Raw genomic sequence first — 24,343 nt, 5'->3', positions numbered from 1 at the left:
TCAGCAATCGTGGCGAAAACGCCGTCTTATTGAACCCAACACACTCTCGCATTCCGGCGCCACGCTCTGGGAATTCGCAATAGACCTACTAATTCGAGAATGGCCGAAATCACTCAGTGAACCGCTTCTAGCTTGTCGGAGGCCCCTGCTCCTGAGAAGAAGGGGCTGCGATGAGCGAAAACATGAACATTTATGCGCTTGAATTGTGTATCCTGCGCGGTCGTGCGGTGCTTGGAATGCGAAGCGGCTTCCACCTCCATGACAGGATCAGAAATCTCTGCGAAGAGCATGGAGCGCGTCTCCTACGGGAATACGAAGGAACGAGCCTCGATGCATTGAGACAGATGGTCGGTATGGGGATGGGCGTAACCTTTCTGCCCGCCCTTTATGTTCAGTCGGAGGTCGTCGGACGCTCAGATGTGGTCGCGATACCGCTGAGCGGGGCTCCCATCACGAGATCGATCGGCCTCGTCTGGCGCGAACGATCGAGCCAGACTCAGATCTTCGAGACGATCACATCCACGATGCGTGAGGTGGCAACGCGCGATTTCACAGGACTGACGCTCGAATGAACATGCCGCCGGTTACGCAACCGTTCCGGCGGCATCGCGCGAGGGTAAGCCTCAGTTCTTCAGGGTCGGGCGGGTGGCGCCTTCTTCGATCGCCAACTCGTTGCCATCGACGGCAGTGAAGTCATGTCCGGCAAAGCGGACGCCGCATCCAGTTGGACAGGCTTCTTCCACCATATCGCCGGGCGCCAGTTCATGGCGATTTTCTTCCACGCCATGGTCGAACGTCACGGAATGGGTAGCGTCGGTCTCATTAGTCACTTTTACCAACGCATGCGCCGGCGCGGTGACCATGAACAATGCACCTGCGACCACCAAGGGTGTGGCTTTGCTTCCAAACATAACAATCTCCTTCGAAACGTGTCGGCGCGCTTTTGTCGCCGCCCGGCAGGAAATTGGGGATGCCTATCTCATAGTTTGAAGAAGCAATGCATGGAAGAAACGATAGGTTTGTCCTATCAGCCATGGGTCACTCGGAACACGACCTTATCCGTGAAGCCGAAAGAATTGGCGCGGCAGATGCCGTGCCGCGCCGCGTCAGCGACCATGGTGAAGCCTATCGCCCAGACTTCTAAGCCAGAGATGGCAACATTGTTTGCTTTGCTTTTGAAGCTTCGTGAGTGCCAAACAGCAGTCGTTGCCGCTTCACGCATTTTATAAGTTCTTTACGGGTATGGGGCGGGTTTCACATGGAAGTATTACGACGGTTCAGACCAGATACCGCGGACGAGTTGTGTTCGCGGAGAATTCCAACATGGGTTTTGACTTCGTCCTCGGTGGCATTGTCGCAGTCGCGCTGATCTTTTATCTCATTGCCGTGCTCATGCGGCCAGAGCGTTACTGAGGGGCCGGTTCATGACACAGAAACCGACACGGTCCATTTTTACTGCAGATCTTGTTAGGCCGGCACTCCGTCAAAGCTTTACGAAACTCTATCCGGGCCTGCTCATTCGTAATCCGGTCATGTTCACGACCGCAGTGGTCGCGCTCCTTGCATCGGTCCTCCTTCTCGCAACGATTGCCCGCCAGGGAGACGTTCTCTTCGAGATACAGATCGCTTTCTGGCTCTGGCTTACTGTTCTTTTCGGAAATTTCGCCGAGGCATTGGCAGAGGGTCGCGGCAAAGCGCAGGCGGAAGCGCTGCGCTCAACCAAGGCTGAGCTAAGGGGCAAGCGGCTTAAGGGTTCGGGTCACCAGGATGTTGCCGCAAGTGAACTTCGCAAGGGCGATGTCGTGCTTGTTGAAATGGGTGACCTGATTCCGGCTGACGGCGAGGTTATCGAGGGCGTAGCTTCGGTGAACGAGGCGGCGATCACCGGTGAAAGCGCACCGGTGATACGCGAGGCTGGGGGCGATCGATCGGCGGTGACCGCCGGCACCCGGGTCATCTCAGACTGGGCCAAGGTAAGAGTGACTGTCGAGCCCGGAGCGGGCTTTCTCGACCGGATGATCGCACTTGTCGAAGGCGCAAACCGCGCCAAAACGCCGAACGAGATCGCTCTCACCGTATTGCTGACAGGGCTCACGCTGATCTTCCTCGTGGCGGTCGGGACCCTGCCCGCCTTTGTTGCCTATACAGGTGGATCGATCGCGGTTCCCGTCTTGGTCGCGCTTTTCGTGGCGCTCATCCCGACGACGATTTCGGCCCTCTTATCGGCCATCGGTATTGCCGGTATGGATCGTCTGATCCGGTTCAATGTGTTGGCGAAATCCGGTCGCGCGGTCGAAGCCGCCGGCGATATCGACACTTTACTTCTCGACAAGACCGGGACAATCACGCTTGGGGACCGGCAGGCGAGCCAGTTTCTTACGCTCTCCGGCATCCAAGAGGGCGAACTCGTCGAAGCAGCGTGGCTCTCTTCCCTCGGCGACGAGACGCCGGAAGGTCGCTCTATCGTCGCGCTAGCCGGACGAAATGAAGACGCCCCGGAGAATACCGAGGTCGTCGGCTTTACCGCGCAGACGCGTGTGAGCGGTCTGAATATCGGCGAGCGCAAGGTGCGTAAAGGCGCGGTCGACGCCGTCTTAAACTTGCGCGAGTTCGATCCCGCAGCGGTCCGGGAAATGAAGGCTATTACCGACCGGATTGCCCGCGTCGGCGGGACTCCGCTCGCTGTGACTGATGGGACGCGTCTGCTTGGTGCGATCTATCTGAAGGATATCGTCAAATCCGGGATCAAAGAGCGGTTCGCCGAGCTCCGGCAGATGGGTATCCGCACGGTGATGATCACCGGCGACAATCCACTGACAGCGGCCGCTATCGCTGCCGAAGCCGGGGTCGACGATTTCCTGGCCGAGGCGACGCCGGAAGACAAACTCCGATTGATCCGCAAAGAACAAGCTGCCGGCAAGCTGGTCGCGATGTGTGGCGACGGCACCAATGATGCGCCGGCTTTAGCGCAGTCCGATGTCGGCGTCGCGATGAACACCGGAACGCAGGCCGCACGCGAGGCCGGCAACATGGTCGACCTCGACAACAATCCAACAAAACTCATCGAGGTGGTTGGGATCGGTAAGCAGCTTCTCATGACGCGCGGCGCGCTTACCACGTTCTCGATCTCGAACGACGTGGCGAAGTACTTCGCGATCCTTCCCGCAATCTTCGTCGCACTCTATCCCGGCCTCGACGCACTCAATGTTATGGGACTTTCAACCCCCGAGAGCGCGATCCTTTCGGCGCTGATCTTCAACGCGATCATCATCCCGCTTTTGGTCCCGCTGGCTTTGAGAGGTGTAACCTACCGACCGCAAACGGCTGCCAGGCAGCTCATCCGGAACCTTTCGATCTACGGTCTAGGAGGCCTCATCGCACCCTTCGTCGGCATCAAGTTGATCGACTTTGCCGTATCGGGACTTGGCCTCGCCTGAAAAGGAGAAACAGGATGATTTTTCTTACCTACGCACTCGGACTTCTCGTGTTCGCCGGATTGATCGGTGCCGTGACCCACCTTTTCAAGGACTGATCCGATGGACCACCTGTTCGTCATACTGTTCATCGTCGGGGGCACGGCACTGCTGTCAGTGCCGCTTGGCTCGTATATGAAGTGGGCGATGGATCCAGCTCCCAATCAGGCGGACCGATGGACCAGACTGTTTCAGACGATCTCCGGAGCTTCCGAAGATCAGGATTGGAAGCGTTACCTGGTCACGCTGCTGGTCTTCAACATAATCATGTTCACGTTGACCTTCGCGATCCTGGCTCTCCAGCAATGGTTGCCACTCAATCCCGACGCCAGACCGGCACTCGACCCGACGCTGGTCTTCAACACGGCAGCTTCTTTTACGACGAACACGAACCTTCAGCATTACTCTGGCGAGGTCTCGATGAGCTACCTTAGCCAGCTTGCCGGGCTGATGTGGCTGCAGTTCGTTTCCGCCGCCACCGGCATAGCAGCTTTGACGGCTCTGGCCCGCGGCATCGCGGGTCGGTCAGGGCTCGCCAATTTCATGGTCGACGTACAGCGGGCGAGCTTCCTCGTGCTGTTGCCGGTTGCAGCGATCGTGTCGCTATTGATGGTCCTCGCTGGGATGCCGATGACGCTGCAGGGCTCGGCGATGGCAACGACGCTTGAAGGAGCGACGCAGACCATCGCGCGGGGGCCGGTCGCCGCCTTTTTGGCAATCAAGCAACTCGGCACCAATGGCGGTGGCTTCTTCGGCCCAAACGCGACGCACCCGCTGGAAAACCCAAGCTTCTGGACGAACGCGCTCGCCATGATCGCGATTCTGCTCATTCCCATGGCATGTGTCTGGATGTTCGGTCGCATTGTCCGCCGCATACGGCATGCAGCTTTAATTTTCGCCGTGATGACGGTGTTCATCCTGGCGAAGATCACCGGCTCGGTCTTCTTCGAAAGCGCGCCGACTCCCGCCTTCGTTGAGCTGCCGGTTTCCGATGAAACCGGCAACCTCGAGGGCAAGGAGCTCCGGCTCGGCGCCACGACCGGCCCACTTTGGGCGGTGCTGACAACCGCCACTTCAAACGGCTCAGTTGGCGCGATGCACGACAGCCTCAACCCGCTCACCGGGCTGATGCCGTTGGCGGGCATGTGGCTCAACGCTACTTTCGGCGGCGTTGGCGTCGGCATGATCAACATGTTCATATACATCGTGCTCGCGGTCTTCGTCGCAGGCATGATGGTGGGGCGCACCCCGGAGTATCTCGGTCACAAGATCGAGGCGAAAGAGGTGCGGTTCGCCATCCTTGCCCTCTTCGCTCACGCCGTCCTGATCCTTGGTGGCACGGCGCTCTTCGCGGCGACTCCTTTGGGGCAAGCGACGGTGCAAGACTTTGGCGCCCACGGGTTCTCGGAGATCCTGTACGAATTCTCTTCGGCCGCTGCCAACAATGGCTCAGGCTTCGAAGGGCTCGGCGACGGATCCGGACCTTGGAACATCGCCACGGGAATCGCGATGCTGCTAGGCCGCTACCTGCCGATCATTCTGCCGTTCGCCATTGTGGGGAGCCTCGTTGCCAAACGGCGAGCAGCCGAGACCGCCGGCACGCTTGGTGTTGAGGACGCGACCTTCGGCACGATGCTGGGGCTGACCGTTCTCATCTTCGGCGCGCTTACCTTCCTGCCGGCCGCCGCGCTTGGGCCGATCGCCGAGCACTTCTCGATCCCGTAAGCACGCAAGATAGGAACTCCGCAATGTTGGACTTAATCTCCGGCCTTCGTGTCGCTGCGGCGACGATGATCATCTGCGTGGTCGGCTATACAGCCCTGGTTCTTGGCTTCGCGCAGGCTATCACGCCTGCTACGGCCAACGGGTCGCTCATAGCGAATGAGAGGGGTGAGATCGTCGGCAGCCAACTGATCGCCCAAGCGTTCACGTCACCGGAATATTTTTGGCCAAGGCCCTCAGCCGTGGACTTCGATGCGTCCGGCGCTGGCGGTTCGAACCTTTCTCCTGCCAACCCAGCGCTGACCGAAAGGGCCGTGAAGCTGATCGCCGCTCATACCGGTGCGACCGAGGAGCGGCCAATACCCGCCGACCTCGTCACGGCTTCTGGTGCAGGGCTTGACCCGCATATCTCGCTCGAAGGTGCTCTGTTCCAGGCTCCCAGGATAGCAGCAGCGCGTGGTGTCGAGATTTCAGCCATCGCTGCCTTCATCCGGCGCCTTGCCTATGCACCAGGCGCTTTCTTTACCGAAGGTCGCATCGTCAACGTATTGGAACTCAATCTGGCGCTTGATGCCGAACTGGCTGCGTCAGAAGCCAGCAATTAGGGTCTGCGAATGACAGACGAGCTCCGTCCTTCTCCAGATGCATTGCTCCGCGAGGCGGAACGAGAGGGGCTCGGTTCATTGAAGATCTTTCTCGGCGCGGCCCCCGGCGTCGGGAAAACCTATGAGATGCTGCTGGAAGCTGCCGAGAAACACGAAGCTGGCGCGGATGTGGTGATCGGCATCGTCGAGACGCACGGACGGAAGGAGACTGAAGCACTGACTGTACCCCTGCCGTTCGTTCCTCGTAAGGAGCTGACATATAAGGGCCAGACACTCACGGAGATGGACATCGACGCCGTTTTAGAGCGGCGGCCCCAGATCGTTCTCGTGGACGAACTCGCGCATACGAACACTCCGGGTAGTCGACACCCCAAGCGCTGGCAGGACATAGAAGAACTGCTCGCCGCGGGCATCGACGTGATGACAACTGTAAACATCCAACACGTCGAGAGCCTGAACGACGTCGTGGGTTCATTCACCCACGTTCGTGTGCGCGAAACGGTGCCGGACAAGGTTTTTGAAAACGCTGAGATCGAACTGATCGACCTTCCCCCAGAGGATCTGATCGCTCGGCTCGAGGCCGGGAAAGTGTATGTTCCCGAACAGGCCAAAAGCGCTCTCGATCATTTTTTCTCAAAGGGAAATCTTCTTGCGCTGCGGGAACTCGCACTTCGGCACGCAGCCCAATATGTCGATGCGCGGATCAAAGAGCACCAAGGTATCAGCGGCCGGGATGGCTTTGGCGGCGGACAACGGGTCCTTGTCGCCGTTTCGCATCTAGCTGGCAGCGAGCAGGTAATCCGCACTGCGAAAAGGTTGGCGGACGCGCTGAAGGCACCGATGACGGCGCTCTACGTTGAGACACCGGCGGCAGCGAGTTTCGGACCCTTAGAGAAACAACAGGTCGCCCGCAATCTTGCGCTCGCATCCTCTCTGGGAGCGACATTGCAGTCGATACCCGCGACCTCGGTGCAGGAGGCGATCCTCACGCAGTGCCGCGAGATGCGGGCTACGCAGTTGGTCATCGGCAGTTCGCGTGATCGGGCAAGACTGCCACTATCAAGACGGTCGATCGTGAAGGACCTCATCGACAAGGCGAGCGGTGTGACGGTTCACGTTGTGTCAACGACCGACGGAAGCAATGCCCATTCTTGGCGCCATCTCTACATGCCGACCGCAGTCGTCGCAGGTGACGTCGTTGCGCTCGTCTCGGTCGTAGTGATGACGCTTGCAGCATATCTTGCTCAAGACTGGATAGGTCGTGGACCGATCGACCTCTTATATCTTGTCCCCGTGATTGCCAGTGCGAGTTTCTACGGCTTTCGAGCTGGCCTCATTGCGGCCATTTCAGCGGGAGTCGCCTATAATTTCTTTTTTCTCGCGCCAGTCTATACTTTCATCATCTATAGCCCTGCAAACGTTATCACAGCGATTCTACTCGTCGTTGTTGCGATCATCACGGGCCAACTTGCCGCAAGTGCCCGCGCAGCTGCCGCGCTGGCGATGAGAAGCGCGAGAGAGAACGCAGCTCTCGCTCGGTTCGCGACCCGGCTTGGAGCCGCCAAAGAAACGTCGGAGACCGCCCAGATCGTCTGCGATGAGATCAGGGCCATTTTGGCAGTACAGACGATGGTTCTTCGAGGGACCAGAGAGGGTATCAAGATCACTGCCTCCGGCCAGAAGAAGCCGGAACTCAGCCCTGTCGATCGCGCTGCTGCGGAATGGGCCTTCGAACATGGTGAACCCGCTGGACGGGGAACGAACACACTGACCGCGAGCGAGTGGCAGTTCCGTCCTCTCAAGACATCGCTTGGTACGCTTGCAATTCTAGGCCTTCGTGGTCCCGCAGGACGCAGCGCGGTGCCGACCGAGCGGACGGCATTGGCAGAGAGCCTCATCGATCAGGCCGCACTCGCTCATGAAAGACTAAAGCTCGAAACCGAGATGCGGGAGATGGAAGTCGTGCGGCAGCGGGACAGTCTGCGTGCCGCCCTCCTTGCTTCGTTGAGCCACGATCTGAGGACGCCGCTTACGGCGGTCACCGCCGCCGCCGAAGCGCTCTCGACGAACGGGCCGGAAACTGAACTCGTCGAGACCGTTCGGAGCGAAGCTCGTCGACTGAATCGATTCTTGTCTGATCTCCTCGATCTGACGCGGATCGAGGAAGGCGCAGTCACACCGGATCTGCAGCCTATCGATCTTACCGATGCTATAACCTCCGCGGTCGCGGATCTCTCGAGTGCAATCGGGGATCGGAACTTACAAACATCGATCAATCCAAACCTTCCGCTTGTTCGCGCGGACGCTGTGCTACTTCACCATATAATCCTGAATCTCATCGACAATGCGTTGAAGTATTCGGCGAGAGGAGAATCAATCATCGTTGTAGCCCGGATGGGAAAGCGCGGCCCGGTGATCGACGTTCTCGACCGCGGCTCAGGGATCCCGCAAGGCAGCGAGCATCGCATCTTCGATCGATTCGCACGCGGCGAAACCTCAGATCGAACCGGAGGCTCGGGTCTTGGGCTCGCCATAGTCAAGGGTTTCGCTAACGCTATGGGTTTCACCGTGGAGGCGGCACGACGGCAGCGCGGTGGGTCACGTTTTACGATACGCATGCCGGCGGAAGCGATCGTTCACGTTTCGATGGAGGATATCGCATGAGCAGCCATATCCTGATTGTCGACGATGAGATGCCGATACGCCGTCTGATCCGGGTCGCGACGGAACGAAGCGGTTTCAGCACCGAAGAAGTTGGCACTGCGGCAGCCGCGCTGCAGGCACTGCATCGTTCGAAGCCCAGACTAGTGCTACTCGACCTCGGCCTTCCAGATCGTGATGGCATGGAACTGATTGGCGCTTTCCGGACAAGGGGCGTGCCGATTATCGTCTTGACAGCGCGCGAGGGGTCAAATGAGAAAGTAGCGGCTCTGGATCTCGGTGCAGATGATTACGTCACCAAGCCTTTCGACAGCGAAGAGTTAATGGCTCGTATCCGCTCCTGCCTTCGCAGAGCTGACAGCAGCCAGGGTATCGCTCGCCAGATACAAATAGCCTCCCTGGAGATTGACATTGGTTCTCACAGCGTGCGCAAATCGGATGTTGAGGTAAAGCTCACACCCAAAGAGTTCGCGCTGCTAGTTGAACTAGCGGGTCACGCTGGAAAAGTGCTCACCCACACGCATCTGCTGCGAGAAATTTGGGGGCCAGCACATATCAAAGATGTCGAATATCTTCGTGTTATTGTGAGGTCGCTTCGAAAGAAAATCGAAGACGACCCATCAGGTCCGACACTGATTTTGAATGAGCCCGGCGTTGGATATCGATTGAAAGACGCGAGGGACTCTACGAAGATAAATACGGTATCGCCAAGCCTTTAAACAATCATACTAGATAAAACAATTCGCTACGGTAGGACGCAGCTTCTCTTTCCTATCTGACGTGAACCGAATACACGCAATTATCGAATATATTCTTTACTCTCACAAGCTCGAATATAGGCTTTGAAGATACTGGGCTTAACTGAAGTAGGCTCTGTGTCGCGGGGGCGTCCAGAGGCGTTATGCCCGGGGTGATCTCTTCAACGGTTTATCGTAGACTGAATCAGACGTTTCGCATCGAGAGCGAACCCATGATCAAACGAGCACATATCGGTCTGGCGGCCGTGATGGTGTTGGCGTTTCTGGTGTCGGCGGTCTTCATCGTAGCGTTCGACGATGGACGCTCTAGAGCAGCGTCGACCGATCCCCTTGCCATGACGGATCAGAACGGCGAACCGGTCACGCAATCCCTGTTCGAGGGAAAACCCACCGCACTCTTCTTCGGATTTACCCATTGCCCGGAAGTGTGCCCGACGACGCTCGCCGAGCTTTCGCTCGTGTTGAACGAGCTTGGCCCGAAGGCTGACGATCTCAACGTCGTCTTCGTCACCGTAGATCCGGAACGCGATACGCCGGACGTCCTGGCCGACTATGTCGGCGCATTCGACGAGCGCATCGTCGCGCTGACCGGCTCGCATGAGCAGCTGGATGCCATGGCTGAGAACTGGGGCGTCTATTACAAGAAGGTTCCCCTCAAGGACGGGGACTACACGATGGACCACACGGCGACCGTCTTTCTGCTCAATCGCGGCGGCGAGTTCACCGGAACGATCGGCTTTGGCGAGGACAGTGAAATGGCCTTTCGTAAACTGCTTAGGCTCGTCGACCAGTCATGACCGGATCACAAGTCGAGTTGCCGAACGAACGACCCATTCCTTGCCAGGCTATCCATGAGAGAATGCCGAGCGGACTTCATTGTTTCGAGGACAATTGGAGAGCTCGGTCGATGCGGATTGCGGCTCAGAGAAATCGCCGAGCAGCCGTCGTATCTCAGGTTCTCGCGCTGCTTTGCGCTACTCTGCTGTCCGGTCCGCTCCTCCTCGGCTCAGCATCCGCCGAGACCGCAAAGCCTTCGAGCGGCGCGAGCACGGGAACGACAGCCGAGACACGCAATCCCGCGAAAGACGAAACCAGCCCGAAAACTGTGCAGTTGCGTTTTCAAAGCCGCAGCGTCGAGGGCGTCAATGCCACGCTCGAACCGAAACAAGATGTCGTCTCCGTCGAACCCGGCAGCGTCACACGGCTCTACTTCTTTCTCAGCAACCGGACCAGCAAAGTGGTGCCACTTCGGCTGAGCTATCGCGTCGAGCCAGCAGAAGAGTCCGTTTTCTACAACCAGCTGCAGGGCATCTGCACCACGGGACAGACGCTCGGGCCCTGGGAGACCAGCTTCGTTTCCGACTCGATCCTGATCGACCCGACGATCCTGAAGGACGCGAGCGGTGACGACGAGAAGACACTGACCGTCCACTACACGCTCAAATACGCGGAAGAATTCCCGGAATTTCGCTGATCTAGGCTTCTCTCGTTCGTCACCATCGACCCGGCAACGGGTGAAGCTACGGAACTTTCGACGATGGATACGCCGCTCGAGATGGGCGACATGCCGGTGGTCGTCGACTTCAATCCGATGGCTGATCGCCTGCGCTACATGACCGGCACGACCAACCACCGAGTGAACGTCGACACCGGCGAAGTGACCGTCGACGGCAGCCTTTCGTTCGAAGAGGCCGACATGCATGCGGGCGAAGACCCGGCGATCGTCGCGGCCGCCTATATCAACAGCTACGGCCAGCCGGAATCGACGGCGATGTACGACATCGATTCCACCATCGTCGCCGTGATCCAGCAGACATCGCCCAACGACGGTACGCTCGCTGCCGTCGGCAAGCTCGGGATCGAAGAGCCCGCCTCGAACTATGCCTTCGACATCGCGACCGATGCTGAAATGAACAACATGGCATGGCTCGTGAACGGCACGACGCTCTACCAGGTCGATCTCGAAAGTGGTAGCGCCGAAGAGGCAGGCACGATTGAAGGCGTCGACGGAGACGTTCGCGACATCACGATCATGCCGGCGATGTAAGCGGGAAGTTTTAAGGAAGAACGAGAAGCGGCTTCCGGCATGGCGATCACGTCGACTACATCGTCGATGGCCGGCTTCACCATCCGCATGAAGATCTTTGCGATGATCACGGCCCGGTGAAGATCTTACAGGAAGCGGCGTCCTAAGTCCGGCGCGTATAATTCATCTCGTCGATCACCGATTGAACCAATCCATGCGAGCGCGGTTCCCACTTCAGAGAACCGCGCTCGCATCTGTCCGGGCTGGAATACAGCGGACCAACACCTTGCGGGCGAACTACAAGACCCAGTGAAAGAGGCTCAAAGGATATCGCTGTTTGGAGCCGATCCCATCAAGCCGCCGAGCATTCCCGGCAGGTGCCACGCAGTTCGACGATCGACTTCCGGAGGGCAAAGCCGGCGTCGAGCGCCAGTTCCTGAAGCTGGTCGGCGAGCACGCCATCGCTGATCTCGGTAACCTGGCCGCACGTTTCGCAGATCATGAAGGTGGTGGTCCGGTCATCCCCGCAATGGGTGTGACGGCAGGCGACGAAGGCGTTGAGACTTTCCAGTCGATGCACAAGGCCTGAGTCGACCAGCTTGTCCAGAGCCCGATAGACCTGCAGCGGTGCCCGAAAACCCTTGTCACGTAACTGGTCTAGAATCGTGTAGGCGCTGAGCGGTCCGTCCGATCGGTTGAGCGCATTCATCACCAGCGACTGGTTTTTCGTCAGGCCAGCATCGCTGTGAGTGTGCTTGGTCATGAGCGCGTATCTCCCTCATTGAATTCATCGCAGGAGCGGCCCTCCTCCCTTGAAACGAGAGAAAGGCGCGCCGGCACGGGAAGAATGGAAAGAATAAAGAAGCACAGCGCCGCAACCACGATGCTCGGACCGGCGGGCGTGTCCCATTCGAGCGAGCCGAACAGGCCGCCCATCACGGCCATCGCGCCTACAGCTGCGGCAATCATTGCCATCTGTTCCGGACCCGGCGCAAGGCGTCGCGCCGTTGCGGCTGGAATGATCAGCATTGCGGTGATCAGCAGGACGCCGACGATCTTCATGGAGATCGCGATGACGGCGGCCATCAGCAGCATGAAGACGACATTGGCTCGTCCCGGATTCATCCCTTCGGCCGCGGCGAGTTCGCGGTTGACGGTCGCCGCGAAAAGCGGCCGCCAGATCATCGCCAGGATCGCGAGTACGAGCGCACCTCCGAACCAGATGATGGCGATATCCATCTTCGAGACCGCGAGAATATCGCCGAACAGAAACCCCATCAGATCGACGCGGACCCAGGTCATGAAGGCGAGCACGACCAGGCCGATCGCGAGGGCCGAGTGCGACAGGAGGCCGAGCAGGGCGTCGGAGGAGACGGCGGCGCGCTTTTGAAGGAGCAGAAGCGCGATCGCGACGCAGCCGGACACCGCGAAGACGGCAAGCTCGATATTTACCTCGAATAGGAGCGCGAGCGCCACGCCAAGGAGTGCGGCATGGGAGAGCGTGTCGCCGAAATAGGCAAGCCGCCGCCAGACGATGAAGCAGCCGAGCGGACCGGCGACGAGCGCCGTCCCGATCCCGGCGATCAGCGCTCGGGTAAAGAAATCGTCAAGCATCGGATCGCTCCTTGTCCGGCTCTTCGTGATGATGGCCGTCGTCCGGATGGCAATGGTCGGTGATGCTGCCATCGGCATGCCGCACGCGTCCATCGGCGAGATGGGTGTGGTCGTGATCGTGCTCGTAGACCGCGAGCGTAGAGGCGGCACGGTTTCCGAACAGCGCCCGGTATTCCGGGCTCAAGGCAACCGATTTCGGTGTTCCGGAACAGCAGACATGGCCGTTGAGGCAGAAGACGCGATCGGTCGCGGCCATGACGACATGCAGATCGTGCGAGATCAGCAGGACGCCGCAGCCGAGTTCGTCGCGTATTCGTCCGATCAGCTCATAGAGGGCGATCTCGCCTGTAAAATCGACGCCCTGCACCGGTTCGTCGAGAACGAGAAGATCCGGCCGCCTCGCCATCGCCCGGGCCAGCATGACCCGCTGGAATTCGCCGCCCGACAGTGTGCGCACCTCGGCGTGAGTCAGACGGGTGGCATCGGTCGCGGCCAAAGCCGCCTGAGCTTCGTCAGCGCCGACACGGCCGGTCAGATGCATGAACTGGCTCACCTTGAGCGGCAACGTCCAGTCGACTGTAAGCTTCTGCGGAACGTAGGCGACACGGATGGCGCGACGGCGTGACGCCGTACCCTCATCGGGCGCGATGAGGCCGAGCGCCATCCGCGCCGTCGTCGACTTTCCCGAGCCATTCGGTCCGATCAGCGTGACGATCTCGCCCGCATCGACCGACATCGAAATCCCTCGCACGAGCCAACGCCCGCCGCGATGGATGCCGGCATTGTCGAGCGTGACAAGCGCGTCCGGTCTTTGCAGCATAGAATATAGGCTTCCTCGCGAACTTTCTTCGATCGGGTCTTGCATGCGCTATGACACACGTTATACCGTTACACAATCTTGTAACGTGATAACGTTGCATTGTTCCCGACCACGCGTCATTGCGCGATCCTTGGAGTTTCCCATGCGTCCAATCAAGGCTTTCTTTCTCGCCTCGACATTTGTCACCGCCTCCGCCCCGGCTGCCAATGCGCAGGTGAACGTGGTGGCGTCGATAAAGCCGGTCCATTCGCTTGTCGCCGCCGTCATGGATGGAGTCGGCGAGCCCGGATTAATCGTCGAAGGTGCCGGCTCGCCGCACACCTACGCCATGAAGCCGTCACAGGCTCAGATGCTGGAGGATGCGCAGCTCGTCTTCTGGATCGGTCCCGGCATAGAACCCTTCCTGCAAAAGCCTCTGGAGACGATCGGCACGACCGCCAAAACCATCCAGCTGATGGACTCCCATGATCTCGTCAAGCTCCCGCTTCGCGAAGGCGGTACGTTCGAAGAGCACGATCATGATCACGGTGGAAACGAAGTGGAACCTGTTGCTGCCGAGGGGCAGGAGGAACACGGCCACGACCATGGCCACACGGAGACCGCCAAGGCAGGCCATTCGCATGACCCTGATGATGGGGAGACGGCCGAAGCCGGGCACGATCATGACCAGGGCGAAACGGCCGAGAAGGGGCACGATCACGATCATGGCGAGACCGCCGAAGCGGGACATGACCACGATTACGGCGAGGGCGAATTCAATACCCATATCTGGCTCGACCCGGTGAACGCAAAGGCCATGGTTCATGAGATCGAAGAAGCTCTCGTCGCCGTTGATCCGGACAATGCGGCGACCTACGAAGCGAACGCAGAAGCGGAGATGGCACGGCTCGACGAATTGGTTTTAGAGGTGAGCGCACAGTTGGAGCCGCTCCGGGATCAGACCTTCATCGTCTTCCATGACGCATACCCGTATTTCGAGAACCGCTTCGGCGTGACGGCCGCCGGCTCCATCACCGTTTCGCCCGAGGTCGTACCCGGCGCGCAGCGCGTCGGCGAAATCCAGAACAAGGTCGAGCAATTGGGTGCGACCTGCGTCTTCGCCGAGCCGCAATTCGAACCACAACTCGTCTCCACGGTCATGGAAGGCACCGAGGCGCGCTCGGGCGTTCTCGATCCACTCGGATCGAATATCGAAAACGGGCCGGACCTTTATCACGCGCTTATCCGCAACATGGCGGCATCGATGAAGGACTGTCTGGGGCAGTCGAGCTGACCCCACCAAAGCTCGAAAAAGGGGCGGCCCAGCCAGCCGCCCTTTCCTTTGGAATACTAATGTTATGGTATAACATTAGTATGCGTTTTCTCCCGAGGTCTAGAGCCATCTCCCTTTTCCCCGAGAGCCGCCGAAAAGGCCATCTGTCTCGCCCTTAGTCAGAAAAGGACTCTGAAATGTCGCGTACAATCGTAGTCGTCACGGCCTTCGCATTCGCCCTATCCGGTAGCGCGACCGTCATCGCCCAGCAAAAGACCCACAGTCACGCAAGCGCCGATCATGTCCACAGCAAAGACGATCAGCAGATCTACAAGGGTTATTTCGAGGACAGCCAGATCAAGGACCGGCCCCTGTCGGACTACGCTGGCGACTGGCAGTCGGTCTACCCGTATCTACAGGACGGCACGCTCGAGGCGGTCTGGGAGCACAAGTCGAAGACGGCGACATGACGGCCGCCGAATACAAGGACTATTACACGACCGGCTATCGCACGGATGTCGACCGGATCACCATCGAGGGCGACATGGTCTCCTTCAATAAGGATGGTAAGCCGATGGCGGGGCAGTACAGCTACGACGGCTACGAGGTCCTGACCTACGATAAGGGCAATCGCGGCGTCCGCTTCATCTTCGAGAAGACGGGCGGAGACGAAGCCGCGCCGCAGTTCATCCAGTTCAGCGACCACAAGATCGCGCCCGAAAAGACCGACCACTATCACCTCTATTGGGGCGACGACCGAGCCGCGCTGCTCGAAGAGGTCACGAACTGGCCGACCTACTATCCCGCCTCGCTCAGTGGAGACGAGATCGTCGCCGAGATGATCGCCCACTGATCCCAAAACTTCTTCGGTCTGCTGCCCAGCCATCGAAGCTGGGCGGCCCAATCCGTCCTAATTTTCGGAGAACAGAGGTTCGCCATGAGCCAGATCATCAGCCAGTCCGGTCGCCTTCCCGTCACCGTTCTCTCCGGCTTTCTCGGAGCCGGCAAGACGACACTTCTCAACCGCGTTCTCAACAATCGCGAGGGAAAGCGTGTCGCTGTCATCGTCAACGACATGTCCGAGGTGAACATCGACGCCGATCTCGTTCGCGAGGGCGGTGCGAACCTCTCCCAGACCGACGAGACTCTCGTCGAGATGTCGAATGGCTGCATCTGCTGCACGCTGCGCGAGGATCTTCTGAACGAGGTCCGAAAACTCGCTGCCGAGAGCCGATTTGACTACCTCCTGATCGAGTCCACCGGCATTTCCGAGCCGCTCCCCGTGGCGACGACCTTCGAATTCCGCGACGAGCAAGGGCGCAGCCTCTCGGACGTTGCGCGGCTCGATACGATGGTCACGGTCGTCGATACCGCAAACCTTCTGAACGACTATTCGAGCCACGACTTCCTTGCCGATCGCGGCGAGACCATGGGCGAAGACGACGAGCGGACCATCGTCCAGCTTCTCGTCGAGCAGATCGAGTTCGCCGATGTCGTCGTCCTCAACAAGGTGTCCGATGCGACTCCGGACCAGTTGGACGCCGCCCGCAAGATCGTGCGCAGCCTGAACGCTGATGCGCGGATCATCGAGGCAAGCTATTCCGAGGTCGCAGCAGGCGAGATCCTCGATACCGGCCTCTTCGACTTTCAGAAGGCGCATGAACATCCGATGTGGGCCAAGGAACTTTACGGCTACGCCAATCACGTACCGGAGAGCGAAGAGTACGGCGTCACATCCTTCGTCTACCGGGAGCGGCGTCCGTTCGATCCAGAGAAAATCCACGATCTGTTCAATCGCCCGCTTCCGGGCGTCGTTCGTGCCAAGGGTCACTTCTGGGTGGCGACCCGCCCGAGCGTCGTCGCCGAATTCTCGCTCGCCGGAGCCCTTTCCAGCGTGACGCCGCTTGGTGTCTGGTGGGCCTAGGTCCCGAAAGAGAGGCGGCCGGACAATCCGCAGGCGAATGCCTATCTCGCCAAGCGATGGGCCGAGCCCTTCGGCGACCGGCGCCAGGAACTCGTCTTCATCGGGATCGGCATCGACTGGCCCTCGCTGAAGGCGCGTCTCGACGCTTGTCTGGCACCTGCCGAAAGCCTCGGCGACCTGAAAGGTCTCGCCGACCTGCCGGATCCGTTCCCGGCCTGGCAGAGCCGGCAAGAAGCAGCATGAGCGCGCTTCGAAACTGGAGCGCGCCATTGGTGGAGGATGCTCCGGTCATCCGCCTCGACGCATGCCCGTCGGTTCTGGAGACTCTTAATCAGTACTCGACTGAACTCGCCGTCTGGCAAAGGCCGCTTCCCGACTATTATCAGTGGCTGGGCGCGCTTCCCGTCGAATGCCTGCCTCGCCTGCGATGGACGGGGTTGGCGAAGGATGTCTACGCCGCCGTCGACGAGGCCTGTGAGGAGAGCGGCACGCCGGACGGCCTCGATCGTACCTGTCTGCTCCTCGATATTGCGAGCCTTGCCAGCCGGTTCTCGGACGTTCTGAAGAGCGATCGCATCGCGGTTCGTCTCGACGTCAATCGAGGCCAGACCTGCCCACGCTGGCATCGCGATGCTGTCACGGCTCGTCTTCTTTGCACCCTTCGCGGTCCCGGGACAGAGTTCCATGATGTTTCGTCGGGGGTCGAAACGCCGGAGATCTTCCGCATGGCATGCGGCGAGGTCGGCATCGTCCGCGGGACGAACTGGGCCGGAGCTGCTCACATGCGCCTCCTCCACCGCTCGCCGCCAGCAACGATCGGACCGTCCCGTCTGCTGCTTGTCATTGAACTCGTCGAGTTGGACGATAATGGTGAGCGGCATCCGACATGACCATCATTCTCTGCTTCGGAGGTGTCATTGCTGCCTGGTGGCTTTCGACCGGCCTGATCCTGATGGCGACCCGCCGGTTCTCGCCGGACGGAACCGTGATTAGGCTCGTCGCCGCGGGCGTGAGCACGACCGGTCTGATCGCCGCGCTCATGAGCGAAAACATGCCGACGGCTACTGGCGCATGGCTGGGGTTCTTCGCGGCTCTCATGCTCTGGGGAGCGCATGAGATCGCCTTTCTGACGGGCTGGGTCGTCGGGCCGCGGACATGGCCTGCCGATCCCGGTCGAAGGCCGACGTGCCGCGAGGCTTTCGAGACGATCGGGAACCGACAGATCGGGCTCGTTCTAACGGCCGCCGTCCTCGCGATCGGCTTGACCGGGAGCGCCAACCAGACCGTCTTGTTCACCTTTCTGGTTCTCTGGGGCCTGCGTTCGCTCGCAGAGCTCAACCTGTTTCTCGGCGCGCCCTGCGCGGCCATTCACATGCTGCCGCAGCGTCTTCATTATCTCGCAAGCTACTTTCGAAGGGATCGGATCAGCCCGGCTCTTCCGGTGACCATCAACATCCTCGTCGGAACGCTCGTCGTTCTGATCATCCGCAGTCTCAACCATCCGGACCAGTTGGTGTCGACCTTGGCGGGACTCCTCGCAGCCCTCGTTCTCCTCGGCATCGCCGAGATGTTCTTTCTGATGTTCCCTTTCTACGAGGATAGGCTTTGGCGCTGGACCGGGCGGGACCGAAGCGGACGGTGACCAAGAGGCCACGGCGCGACTGAATTTCCGACGCAGGCACGCTTCGAAAGCAGAACTGAAGAAAAGGAAGACCACCCGGCGACTGTAGGTGGGCGAACTGGAGAACGACCTACGAGTGAAGAACGCCAATAAGCCAAATTGGGCGGAGATCTTCGATGCGGATCTCGCGGCTGGTTACGATAAGCGAAACAGTCCGCTCGCCCCGCTGTCGGACTGTCTGCATTTCCTTGTGCGTCTCGTTCTGGCGGACCTGCCGCTTCAAGCCCGCATTCTCTGCGTCGGAGCGGGAACAGGCGCCGAAATCCTCTCGCTCGCTCGTGCCTATCCGACATGGTCTTTCGTCGGCGTCGATCCCTCGGCTGAAATGCTCAAAATATGCGGTGCCAGCTTAAACGATGCCGGCGTATCCGACCGCTGTGACTTGGTCTGTGGCTAAATCTATGACGTGGCGACCGACTTCGAATTCTACGCCGTGCTCAGTATCATAGTGGCTCACTTCATCGAAAGAGAAGAGAGGACAGGCTTCTACAGGGCCGCATACGATCGCCTCAAGCAAGGCGGCTTTTTCGTCAGCACCGAGATCGCATTCGATCTCGATTCACCGGCCTTTCCCGCGATGCTCGAAAATTGAAGACGGATCCAGGCCCTGATGGGAGCATCGTCGGATTCGCTTGAGGCGCTACCGGAGACCTTGCGCCAGAAGCTTTGCGTTCTGTCGCCATCTGAAACCGAGGCCTTGTGGAAGGAGGCTGGATTCGCCGTGCCGATACGCTTTTGTTAGACCTTTATGGTCCACGGCTGGCATGCGACGAAATAACTTCATGCAGCCTTGCCAATGCCGCCTCCGACTGCGCCATTCACGATTAATCAGAGACGGTGGCAATGTCTGCTTCGGAGTATGCCGACGGTGCCGTTCGTACGTCTGTGATGGGCGCGTTGCTGCCGTTTGACAAAAATTTTGATGTAACAGTTCCTTTTCGCTCCAAAAAATCGTTGCCCGCTACGCTTGGTTGAAATTACGTATCGAACTGAGTGGTGTAGCCGCTGTGGTTGCGCAACGGCGATGAATTGCCGGCGTCACCCAAGCAGAGCTAGTACGAAAAACTAATGCGAGAGAATAGCAGTGTACCCTCGTGTCCACCGACATCCCAGTCCGACGTTAGGGTGAACGTTAGGGTAGAAGAGGTCCGAATGCGAAAAACCACCATTTAGAACGATGACTTTACAAGAATTAATGGCGGTGAGAGAGGGATTCGAACCCTCGATACGGTTTCCCGTATACACGCGTTCCAGGCGTGCGCCTTCGACCGCTCGGCCACCTCACCGATGTTCGCCGCGCCGGTGGCCGCGTCGTTAAACGGCGACCCTCTTGTGAAGGCGGTGAACGGCGCGGGACCTAAGCCAGAAATCGGATGGGTTCAAGCATTTTGTCCGCCCTTGACCGCGGAAGACCAATCTTTCTGCAAAACAAAGATGAGCGCGCTCCTCGCACAGACCACTCCAGGGCGAGGGCTAGCCCGTTTCTCTTTGAATGGCAGGTTGCGGATCAAAGCGTTGCCAGGAGCCTCGGAAATCCCCATCTTGCGGTCTTGCTCCGGTCCGAAGCATTGGTCGTACAGCAACAATCGGCTTCCAGAATGGCGGCGCGGTTCGTAAGACATGAATGCGCCTGGCGATCTGCTTTCGTGGTCGGGCAGAGTGACAACAACCTAGCCGCGAGACTGGAGTCGTTCCCTTCGATGCGCTTTTTCCTACGAATGCTTGGAACGCTGGCGCTGGCGATTGCCACTGTTTTCGCCATCGGCGACATTGCGCAATATGTTGCGGACGATGTGGTGCGGTTGGCGACTATCGCCGATATCTCCCGCATGACCGGCATTGGAGCGGAAGTGTTTACCGACGGCGCCACGCCGACAGTGGCGATGATTGGGACTTGGCCCTTCGCAATCAGTTTCGCTGTCATCGGCGCGGTCCTGACGCTTCTCGGTCGCAAGCCTCGCAGGGTCGGGCGTACCTGACACGAAGCGTAGGAGTAAACCGCAGCGAAGGCCCCAGTCGGACCATTCAATGCCGACGAAAGAAGGCACATTCCTGTTTAAAGGAGCAGAACGATGTACATTCTCGACATGTTCGCCAAGAAAACGAAGATGGTCGACCCGGCCGAGGCCCTGAAGGGCCGCTCGACCGCAATGCCGGTCCCCGAGACACATTTCGTCAACGGCGCGCCGCTGAAGGGCCCATTTCCGGATGGTCTGAAACAAGCCGTCTTCGGCATGGGCTGCTTCTGGGGCATCGAGCGCAAGTTCTGGCAGCTCGACGGCGTCTATTCGACGGCGGTCGGCTACCTCGGCGGCTATACGCCGAACCCCACCTATCAGGAGGTCTGCACCGGGCAGACCGGACACAACGAGGTGGTGCTCGTCGTCTACGACCCGGAGAAGATCACCTACCGCGAACTTCTCAAGACCTTTTGGGAAGGCCACGACCCAACCCAGGGCATGCGCCAGGGCAACGACATGGGCACCCAGTACCGTTCCGGCATCTACACCTTCGACGACGAGCAGAGAGAGCTCGCCGAGGAGACGAAGGCGGCCTATCAGGGGGCGCTCAAGGAAGCGGGGCACACCGGCACGATCTCGACGGAGATCAAGCCGGCGGAAGAGTTCTATTATGCTGAGGACTACCACCAGCAATATCTCGCGAAGAACCCCCGCGGCTATTGCGGCGTTGGCGGCACGGGCGTGAGTTGTCCGGTGGGCGCGGGCGTCGCGGCGGAATAAAGCGCGCAGTGAGGTGATTTGGGCGGCCGTCCTCCGGGGCGGCCGTTTCGCGTTTTGGCTCCGCTCTGTCGGTTCGTCATTCCAGAGCTCCGTCCCTGGGATCCAGGCGTTGCCGATGGGTCGCCAAGACGCTGATCCTACGCTAGGAGCTTACGTCGAGCTCAGGCGCGCGGGGACTGGATGCTCGGCACTTTGGCCGAGCATGACGGAGCGTGGTGAGAGACTCGAAGGCCCGTCGGCCTCGTTACTGATCGGCAAGCCTATCGCGCAAGACGGAGCGCGCCAAGGACGCGCCTCATCGCCAGTGTAAATGAGCGAGTGAAACCGAAACCTTTTATTCCATCGCCGATAGGATATGCCTGCACCCGACGATAGGCAGCCGAGGACAGGTGGCATGGCCCAGAAGGTGATCTTCGATACCGATCCCGGCCAGGACGATGCGGTGGCAATCCTTACGGCTCTCGCCTCACCGGACGAGATCGACGTGCTCGGCATCGTCACCGTCGCCGGCAACATTCCGCTCGATCTGACGACGAAAAATGCGCTGAAGCTGCTGGAGCTTGGCGGCCGAAACGAAATTCCGGTTCATCCTGGGTGTTCCAAGCCGTTCGGCCGCACGCTTGTCACCGCCGAACATGTCCATGGCAAGACCGGGCTCGACGGGCCGGACCTGCCGGAGCCGAAGATCGTCGCCCAAAGCCAGCATGGCGTCGATTTCCTTATCGACACCGTACGCGCACACGAGCCCGGCACGATCCGCCTTCTTTGCCTCGGGCCGCTTACCAATGTTGCGTTAGCCTTCGCAAAGGCGCCGGACATCCCCGGGCGGCTGAAAGATATCGTCATGATGGGCGGCGGCTATTTCGAGGTCGGCAACATCACGCCGACGGCCGAATTCAACATCTACGTCGATCCGGAAGCGGCAAGCGCGGTCTTTCGTTCGGGCGCAGCGCTCACGGTGCTGCCGCTCGACGTTACCCATCGCATGCGTTCGACAAAGGAGCGGATCGAGGCCTTTCGGGCGATCGGTAACCGCTCGGGTGATGCGGTGGCGGCTATGCTTTCTTTCTCCGAGCGGTTCGACGTGGAAAAGTACAATTGGGAAGGCGCGCCGCTGCACGATCCCTGCGTCACAGCTTTCGTCCTGAGACCGGATATCTTCGAGGGCCGCGCGGTGAACGCCATGATCGAGACTGGCTCCGAACTCTGCCGCGGCATGACAGTCGTCGATTATTGGGGAGTTACCGATCGACCAAAGAATGTAGTCTGGATGCGTTCCGGCGACGCCGATGCATTCTTTGCGTTCCTAACAGAGCGCGTTGGCCGTCTGCCATGAAGCTAAGAAGTGATCGTTCACAGGAACAACAGATTGCCGCCAAACATACAATCGAAAAAAATAGAATTATTCTAACTCCAAAGTATAACCGTTCTAAAGAACGGATTTTTATTTGACAACGTCGATCTCGCCGCATAGCCGAAAGGATGCGTGGCAATTAATTTTGCCAGATCAAACTATTCCGCGACCTTCATCGGACTTTGACCCCGGCAGGAGATTGACCCGTTCCATGACCTTTTCAGCACCCCGTGCTCTCGCGCTTTCCACTTCGATCCTGGCTTTCTCGACACCCGCTCTGGCACAGGACGTCTCCAAGGAAGCAATCCTCAAGAACTATGCCGATATCGCCCTTGCGGCCTACACGGACGCGCTTGAGACCGCCAAGACGCTCGACGCCGCAACAGATGAACTGATCGCCAAGCCCAGTGAAGAAACACTCACCGCGGCCCGTAAAGCCTGGAAAGAGTCCCGGCCGAGCTATCAGCAGACCGAGGTCTACCGCTTTGGCAATCCGATCGTCGACGCCTGGGAGGGACGCGTGAACGCCTGGCCGCTCGACGAAGGGCTGATCGACTATGTGGATTCGAGCTACGGCACCGGGTCCGACTCCAACCAGCTCTACACTGCCAATGTCATCGCTGCCGACGAGGTGACGATCGGCGGCGAGACGGTAGACGTCTCGACGATCACGCCCGCCCTGATCCAGGATCAGCTGCAGGAAGCGGGCGGGGTCGAGGCCAATGTGGCGACCGGCTATCACGCCGTCGAATTTCTGCTCTGGGGCCAGGACCTCAACGGCACCGAGGCTGGCGCAGGCGAGCGCCCCGCGACCGATTTTGCATCCGGTGACGAGTGCACCAATGGCAGCTGCGACAAGCGCGGCGAATATCTCGATGCTGCGACCGACCTTCTCGTCTCCGATCTCGAAGAGATGGTCGCGAACTGGGAAGACGGCGGCGAGGCCCGCGCGGCGCTCATGGAAGACGAGAACCAAGGCCTCAACATGATGCTGACCGGCATGGGCTCGCTATCCTATGGCGAGATGGCCGGCGAGCGCATGAAGCTCGGCCTTCTGCTGCACGATCCGGAGGAGGAGCACGACTGCTTCTCCGACAACACGCATGTCTCTCACCTGTACGACGTGGTCGGCATCGAGAACGTCTATCTCGGTCGCTACGAGAAGGTTGACGGCTCGACGGTCGAGGGTCCGGCACTCGCAGATCTCGTCGCAGCCGAAAACGCCGAACTCGAAGAAGAGATGAAGGCCGACCTCACGGCGACCCTCGAGGCCATGCGTGCGATCTCGGATGCCGCCGAGAGCGGCGAGGCCTACGACCAGCAGATCGCTGAGGGCAATAGCGAAGGCAACGAGCGCGTGCAGGCAGCGGTCGACGCCTTGATCGCCCAGACCCGAACCATCGAACGCGTCATCGCCGCGCTCGATATCGGCGAGGTTTCAATCGAAGGCTCCGACAGCCTCGACAACACCGAGGCGGTGTTCCAGTAAGCGGAGGATGGACAGCGGCCGCGGCGGATATGTCGCGGTTTTCGCTGGCGAAAGCCTCTCGTATTCGAGGGGCTTCTCAGCTCAGTGAAAGGGGTGCCCACCCCGCGCGATCGTTCTCCTTTGGCGCCGGCTCGAGAACGACAAAGGAACGATCCGGCAGCACACGTCCGAAGCATTTCGAAACCGTCAGACACGCTCCAGACCGCATCGTAGCAAAAGGAAA

General features: G+C 59.5%; 22 protein-coding genes, 1 tRNA gene and 3 pseudogenes. 20 read left to right on the top strand and 6 right to left on the bottom strand.

The features are described from left to right. The first annotated feature begins 170 nt into the window (after positions 1-170). Positions 171-572: a LysR substrate-binding domain-containing protein gene (locus tag FP2506_RS15210; protein ID WP_007068440.1), complete on the top strand. Its 402-nt coding sequence runs from the start codon at positions 171-173 to the stop codon at positions 570-572. A 51-nt stretch (positions 573-623) separates the two neighbouring features. Here FP2506_RS15210 and FP2506_RS15205 read toward each other — a convergent pair whose 3' ends face one another. Continuing rightward, positions 624-911, bottom strand: a complete 288-nt coding sequence (locus FP2506_RS15205; protein ID WP_007065564.1) for a hypothetical protein — start codon at positions 909-911, stop codon at positions 624-626. A gap of 116 nt (positions 912-1,027) precedes the next feature. After that, entirely contained in the window at positions 1,028-1,222 is a 195-nt protein-coding gene (locus FP2506_RS19090) for a hypothetical protein (RefSeq protein ID WP_040489179.1), read from the bottom strand. A 101-nt stretch (positions 1,223-1,323) separates the two neighbouring features. Between FP2506_RS19090 and kdpF the strand changes: the two genes are divergently transcribed. From kdpF to FP2506_RS15155, 9 genes and pseudogenes are all read left to right on the top strand, one after another. Continuing rightward, positions 1,324-1,413, top strand: a complete 90-nt coding sequence (kdpF, locus tag FP2506_RS18510) for a K(+)-transporting ATPase subunit F (RefSeq protein WP_148227594.1) — start codon at positions 1,324-1,326, stop codon at positions 1,411-1,413. Positions 1,414-1,424: 11 nt separating this feature from the next. Beyond that, positions 1,425-3,437 carry a potassium-transporting ATPase subunit KdpB gene (kdpB, locus tag FP2506_RS15195; protein ID WP_040489178.1) on the top strand — a complete coding sequence of 671 codons (2,013 nt, stop codon included), beginning with the start codon at positions 1,425-1,427 and terminating at the stop codon, positions 3,435-3,437. A 99-nt stretch (positions 3,438-3,536) separates the two neighbouring features. Then, complete coding sequence (gene kdpA / locus FP2506_RS15185) at positions 3,537-5,198, top strand: potassium-transporting ATPase subunit KdpA (RefSeq protein ID WP_007068435.1); 1,662 nt, start codon at positions 3,537-3,539, stop codon at positions 5,196-5,198. Between the two features lie 23 nt (positions 5,199-5,221). Next, complete coding sequence (locus FP2506_RS15180; RefSeq protein WP_007068434.1) at positions 5,222-5,800, top strand: potassium-transporting ATPase subunit C; 579 nt, start codon at positions 5,222-5,224, stop codon at positions 5,798-5,800. 78 nt (positions 5,801-5,878) lie between these two features. After that, positions 5,879-8,464, top strand: coding sequence for a sensor histidine kinase (locus FP2506_RS15175; protein ID WP_202814213.1), 2,586 nt, complete (start codon positions 5,879-5,881; stop codon positions 8,462-8,464). Next, entirely contained in the window at positions 8,461-9,180 is a 720-nt protein-coding gene (locus FP2506_RS15170) for a response regulator transcription factor (RefSeq protein WP_007068432.1), read from the top strand. The genes FP2506_RS15175 and FP2506_RS15170 overlap by 4 nt, the downstream gene beginning before the upstream one ends. Before the next feature lie 251 nt (positions 9,181-9,431). Next, on the top strand, positions 9,432-10,016 hold the full coding sequence (locus FP2506_RS15165; protein ID WP_007068431.1) for an SCO family protein: 585 nt from the start codon (positions 9,432-9,434) through the stop codon (positions 10,014-10,016). Positions 10,017-10,126: 110 nt separating this feature from the next. Beyond that, complete coding sequence (locus FP2506_RS15160; protein WP_007068430.1) at positions 10,127-10,693, top strand: cytochrome c oxidase assembly protein; 567 nt, start codon at positions 10,127-10,129, stop codon at positions 10,691-10,693. Between the two features lie 18 nt (positions 10,694-10,711). After that, a pseudogene (locus FP2506_RS15155) lies at positions 10,712-11,266 on the top strand (DUF4394 domain-containing protein); the annotation flags it as partial. Positions 11,267-11,597: 331 nt separating this feature from the next. On the opposite strand, the gene FP2506_RS15150 reads toward FP2506_RS15155, so the two are convergent. From FP2506_RS15150 to FP2506_RS15140, 3 genes are read right to left on the bottom strand one after another with little or no spacing between them, the layout of a single operon-like run. Beyond that, a complete protein-coding gene (locus tag FP2506_RS15150; protein WP_007068427.1) occupies positions 11,598-12,008 on the bottom strand; it encodes a Fur family transcriptional regulator in 411 nt (136 codons plus the stop codon). Further along, positions 12,005-12,859: a metal ABC transporter permease gene (locus tag FP2506_RS15145; RefSeq protein ID WP_007068426.1), complete on the bottom strand. Its 855-nt coding sequence runs from the start codon at positions 12,857-12,859 to the stop codon at positions 12,005-12,007. The genes FP2506_RS15150 and FP2506_RS15145 overlap by 4 nt, the downstream gene beginning before the upstream one ends. Continuing rightward, positions 12,852-13,679: an ATP-binding cassette domain-containing protein gene (locus tag FP2506_RS15140; protein WP_007068425.1), complete on the bottom strand. Its 828-nt coding sequence runs from the start codon at positions 13,677-13,679 to the stop codon at positions 12,852-12,854. The genes FP2506_RS15145 and FP2506_RS15140 overlap by 8 nt, the downstream gene beginning before the upstream one ends. Before the next feature lie 142 nt (positions 13,680-13,821). Here FP2506_RS15140 and FP2506_RS15135 point away from each other — a divergent pair, with 142 nt between their 5' ends. The 6 genes and pseudogenes from FP2506_RS15135 (at position 13,822) to FP2506_RS19085 (ending at position 18,933) form a co-directional block, all read left to right on the top strand. Then, positions 13,822-14,952 (top strand): zinc ABC transporter substrate-binding protein, encoded by a 1,131-nt coding sequence (locus FP2506_RS15135; protein WP_007068424.1) that lies wholly within the window; start codon positions 13,822-13,824, stop codon positions 14,950-14,952. A 176-nt stretch (positions 14,953-15,128) separates the two neighbouring features. Then, a pseudogene (locus FP2506_RS15130) lies at positions 15,129-15,784 on the top strand (ZinT family metal-binding protein). An 84-nt stretch (positions 15,785-15,868) separates the two neighbouring features. Continuing rightward, a pseudogene (locus FP2506_RS15125) lies at positions 15,869-17,098 on the top strand (GTP-binding protein). Next, positions 17,095-17,745, top strand: a complete 651-nt coding sequence (locus FP2506_RS15120) for a DUF1826 domain-containing protein (protein ID WP_081448355.1) — start codon at positions 17,095-17,097, stop codon at positions 17,743-17,745. Before FP2506_RS15125 ends, FP2506_RS15120 begins: the two are co-directional and overlap by 4 nt. Then, entirely contained in the window at positions 17,742-18,497 is a 756-nt protein-coding gene (locus tag FP2506_RS15115) for a DUF3623 family protein (RefSeq protein ID WP_007068419.1), read from the top strand. The genes FP2506_RS15120 and FP2506_RS15115 overlap by 4 nt, the downstream gene beginning before the upstream one ends. A gap of 115 nt (positions 18,498-18,612) precedes the next feature. After that, positions 18,613-18,933, top strand: coding sequence for a class I SAM-dependent methyltransferase (locus FP2506_RS19085; RefSeq protein ID WP_202814214.1), 321 nt, complete (start codon positions 18,613-18,615; stop codon positions 18,931-18,933). A gap of 799 nt (positions 18,934-19,732) precedes the next feature. On the opposite strand, the gene FP2506_RS15105 is transcribed toward FP2506_RS19085, so the two are convergent. Then, positions 19,733-19,822, bottom strand: a tRNA-Ser gene (locus tag FP2506_RS15105). 414 nt (positions 19,823-20,236) lie between these two features. Here FP2506_RS15105 and FP2506_RS18820 point away from each other — a divergent pair. From FP2506_RS18820 to FP2506_RS15085, 4 genes are all read left to right on the top strand, one after another. Further along, a complete protein-coding gene (locus FP2506_RS18820; protein WP_148227593.1) occupies positions 20,237-20,515 on the top strand; it encodes a hypothetical protein in 279 nt (92 codons plus the stop codon). Between the two features lie 93 nt (positions 20,516-20,608). Beyond that, positions 20,609-21,277, top strand: a complete 669-nt coding sequence (gene msrA, locus FP2506_RS15095; protein ID WP_007068415.1) for a peptide-methionine (S)-S-oxide reductase MsrA — start codon at positions 20,609-20,611, stop codon at positions 21,275-21,277. Between the two features lie 394 nt (positions 21,278-21,671). Then, positions 21,672-22,613 (top strand): nucleoside hydrolase, encoded by a 942-nt coding sequence (locus FP2506_RS15090; RefSeq protein WP_007068414.1) that lies wholly within the window; start codon positions 21,672-21,674, stop codon positions 22,611-22,613. Between the two features lie 217 nt (positions 22,614-22,830). Beyond that, complete coding sequence (locus FP2506_RS15085) at positions 22,831-24,120, top strand: imelysin family protein (RefSeq protein ID WP_202814215.1); 1,290 nt, start codon at positions 22,831-22,833, stop codon at positions 24,118-24,120. The last annotated feature ends 223 nt before the right edge of the window (positions 24,121-24,343 follow it).

The sequence above is a fragment of the Fulvimarina pelagi HTCC2506 genome (assembly GCF_000153705.1).
In the GTDB taxonomy this organism is placed as follows: Bacteria; Pseudomonadota; Alphaproteobacteria; order Rhizobiales; family Rhizobiaceae; genus Fulvimarina; species Fulvimarina pelagi.
The sequence above is the reverse complement of the archived record's forward strand: the minus strand, read 5'-3'. Positions and strand labels throughout refer to the sequence as shown.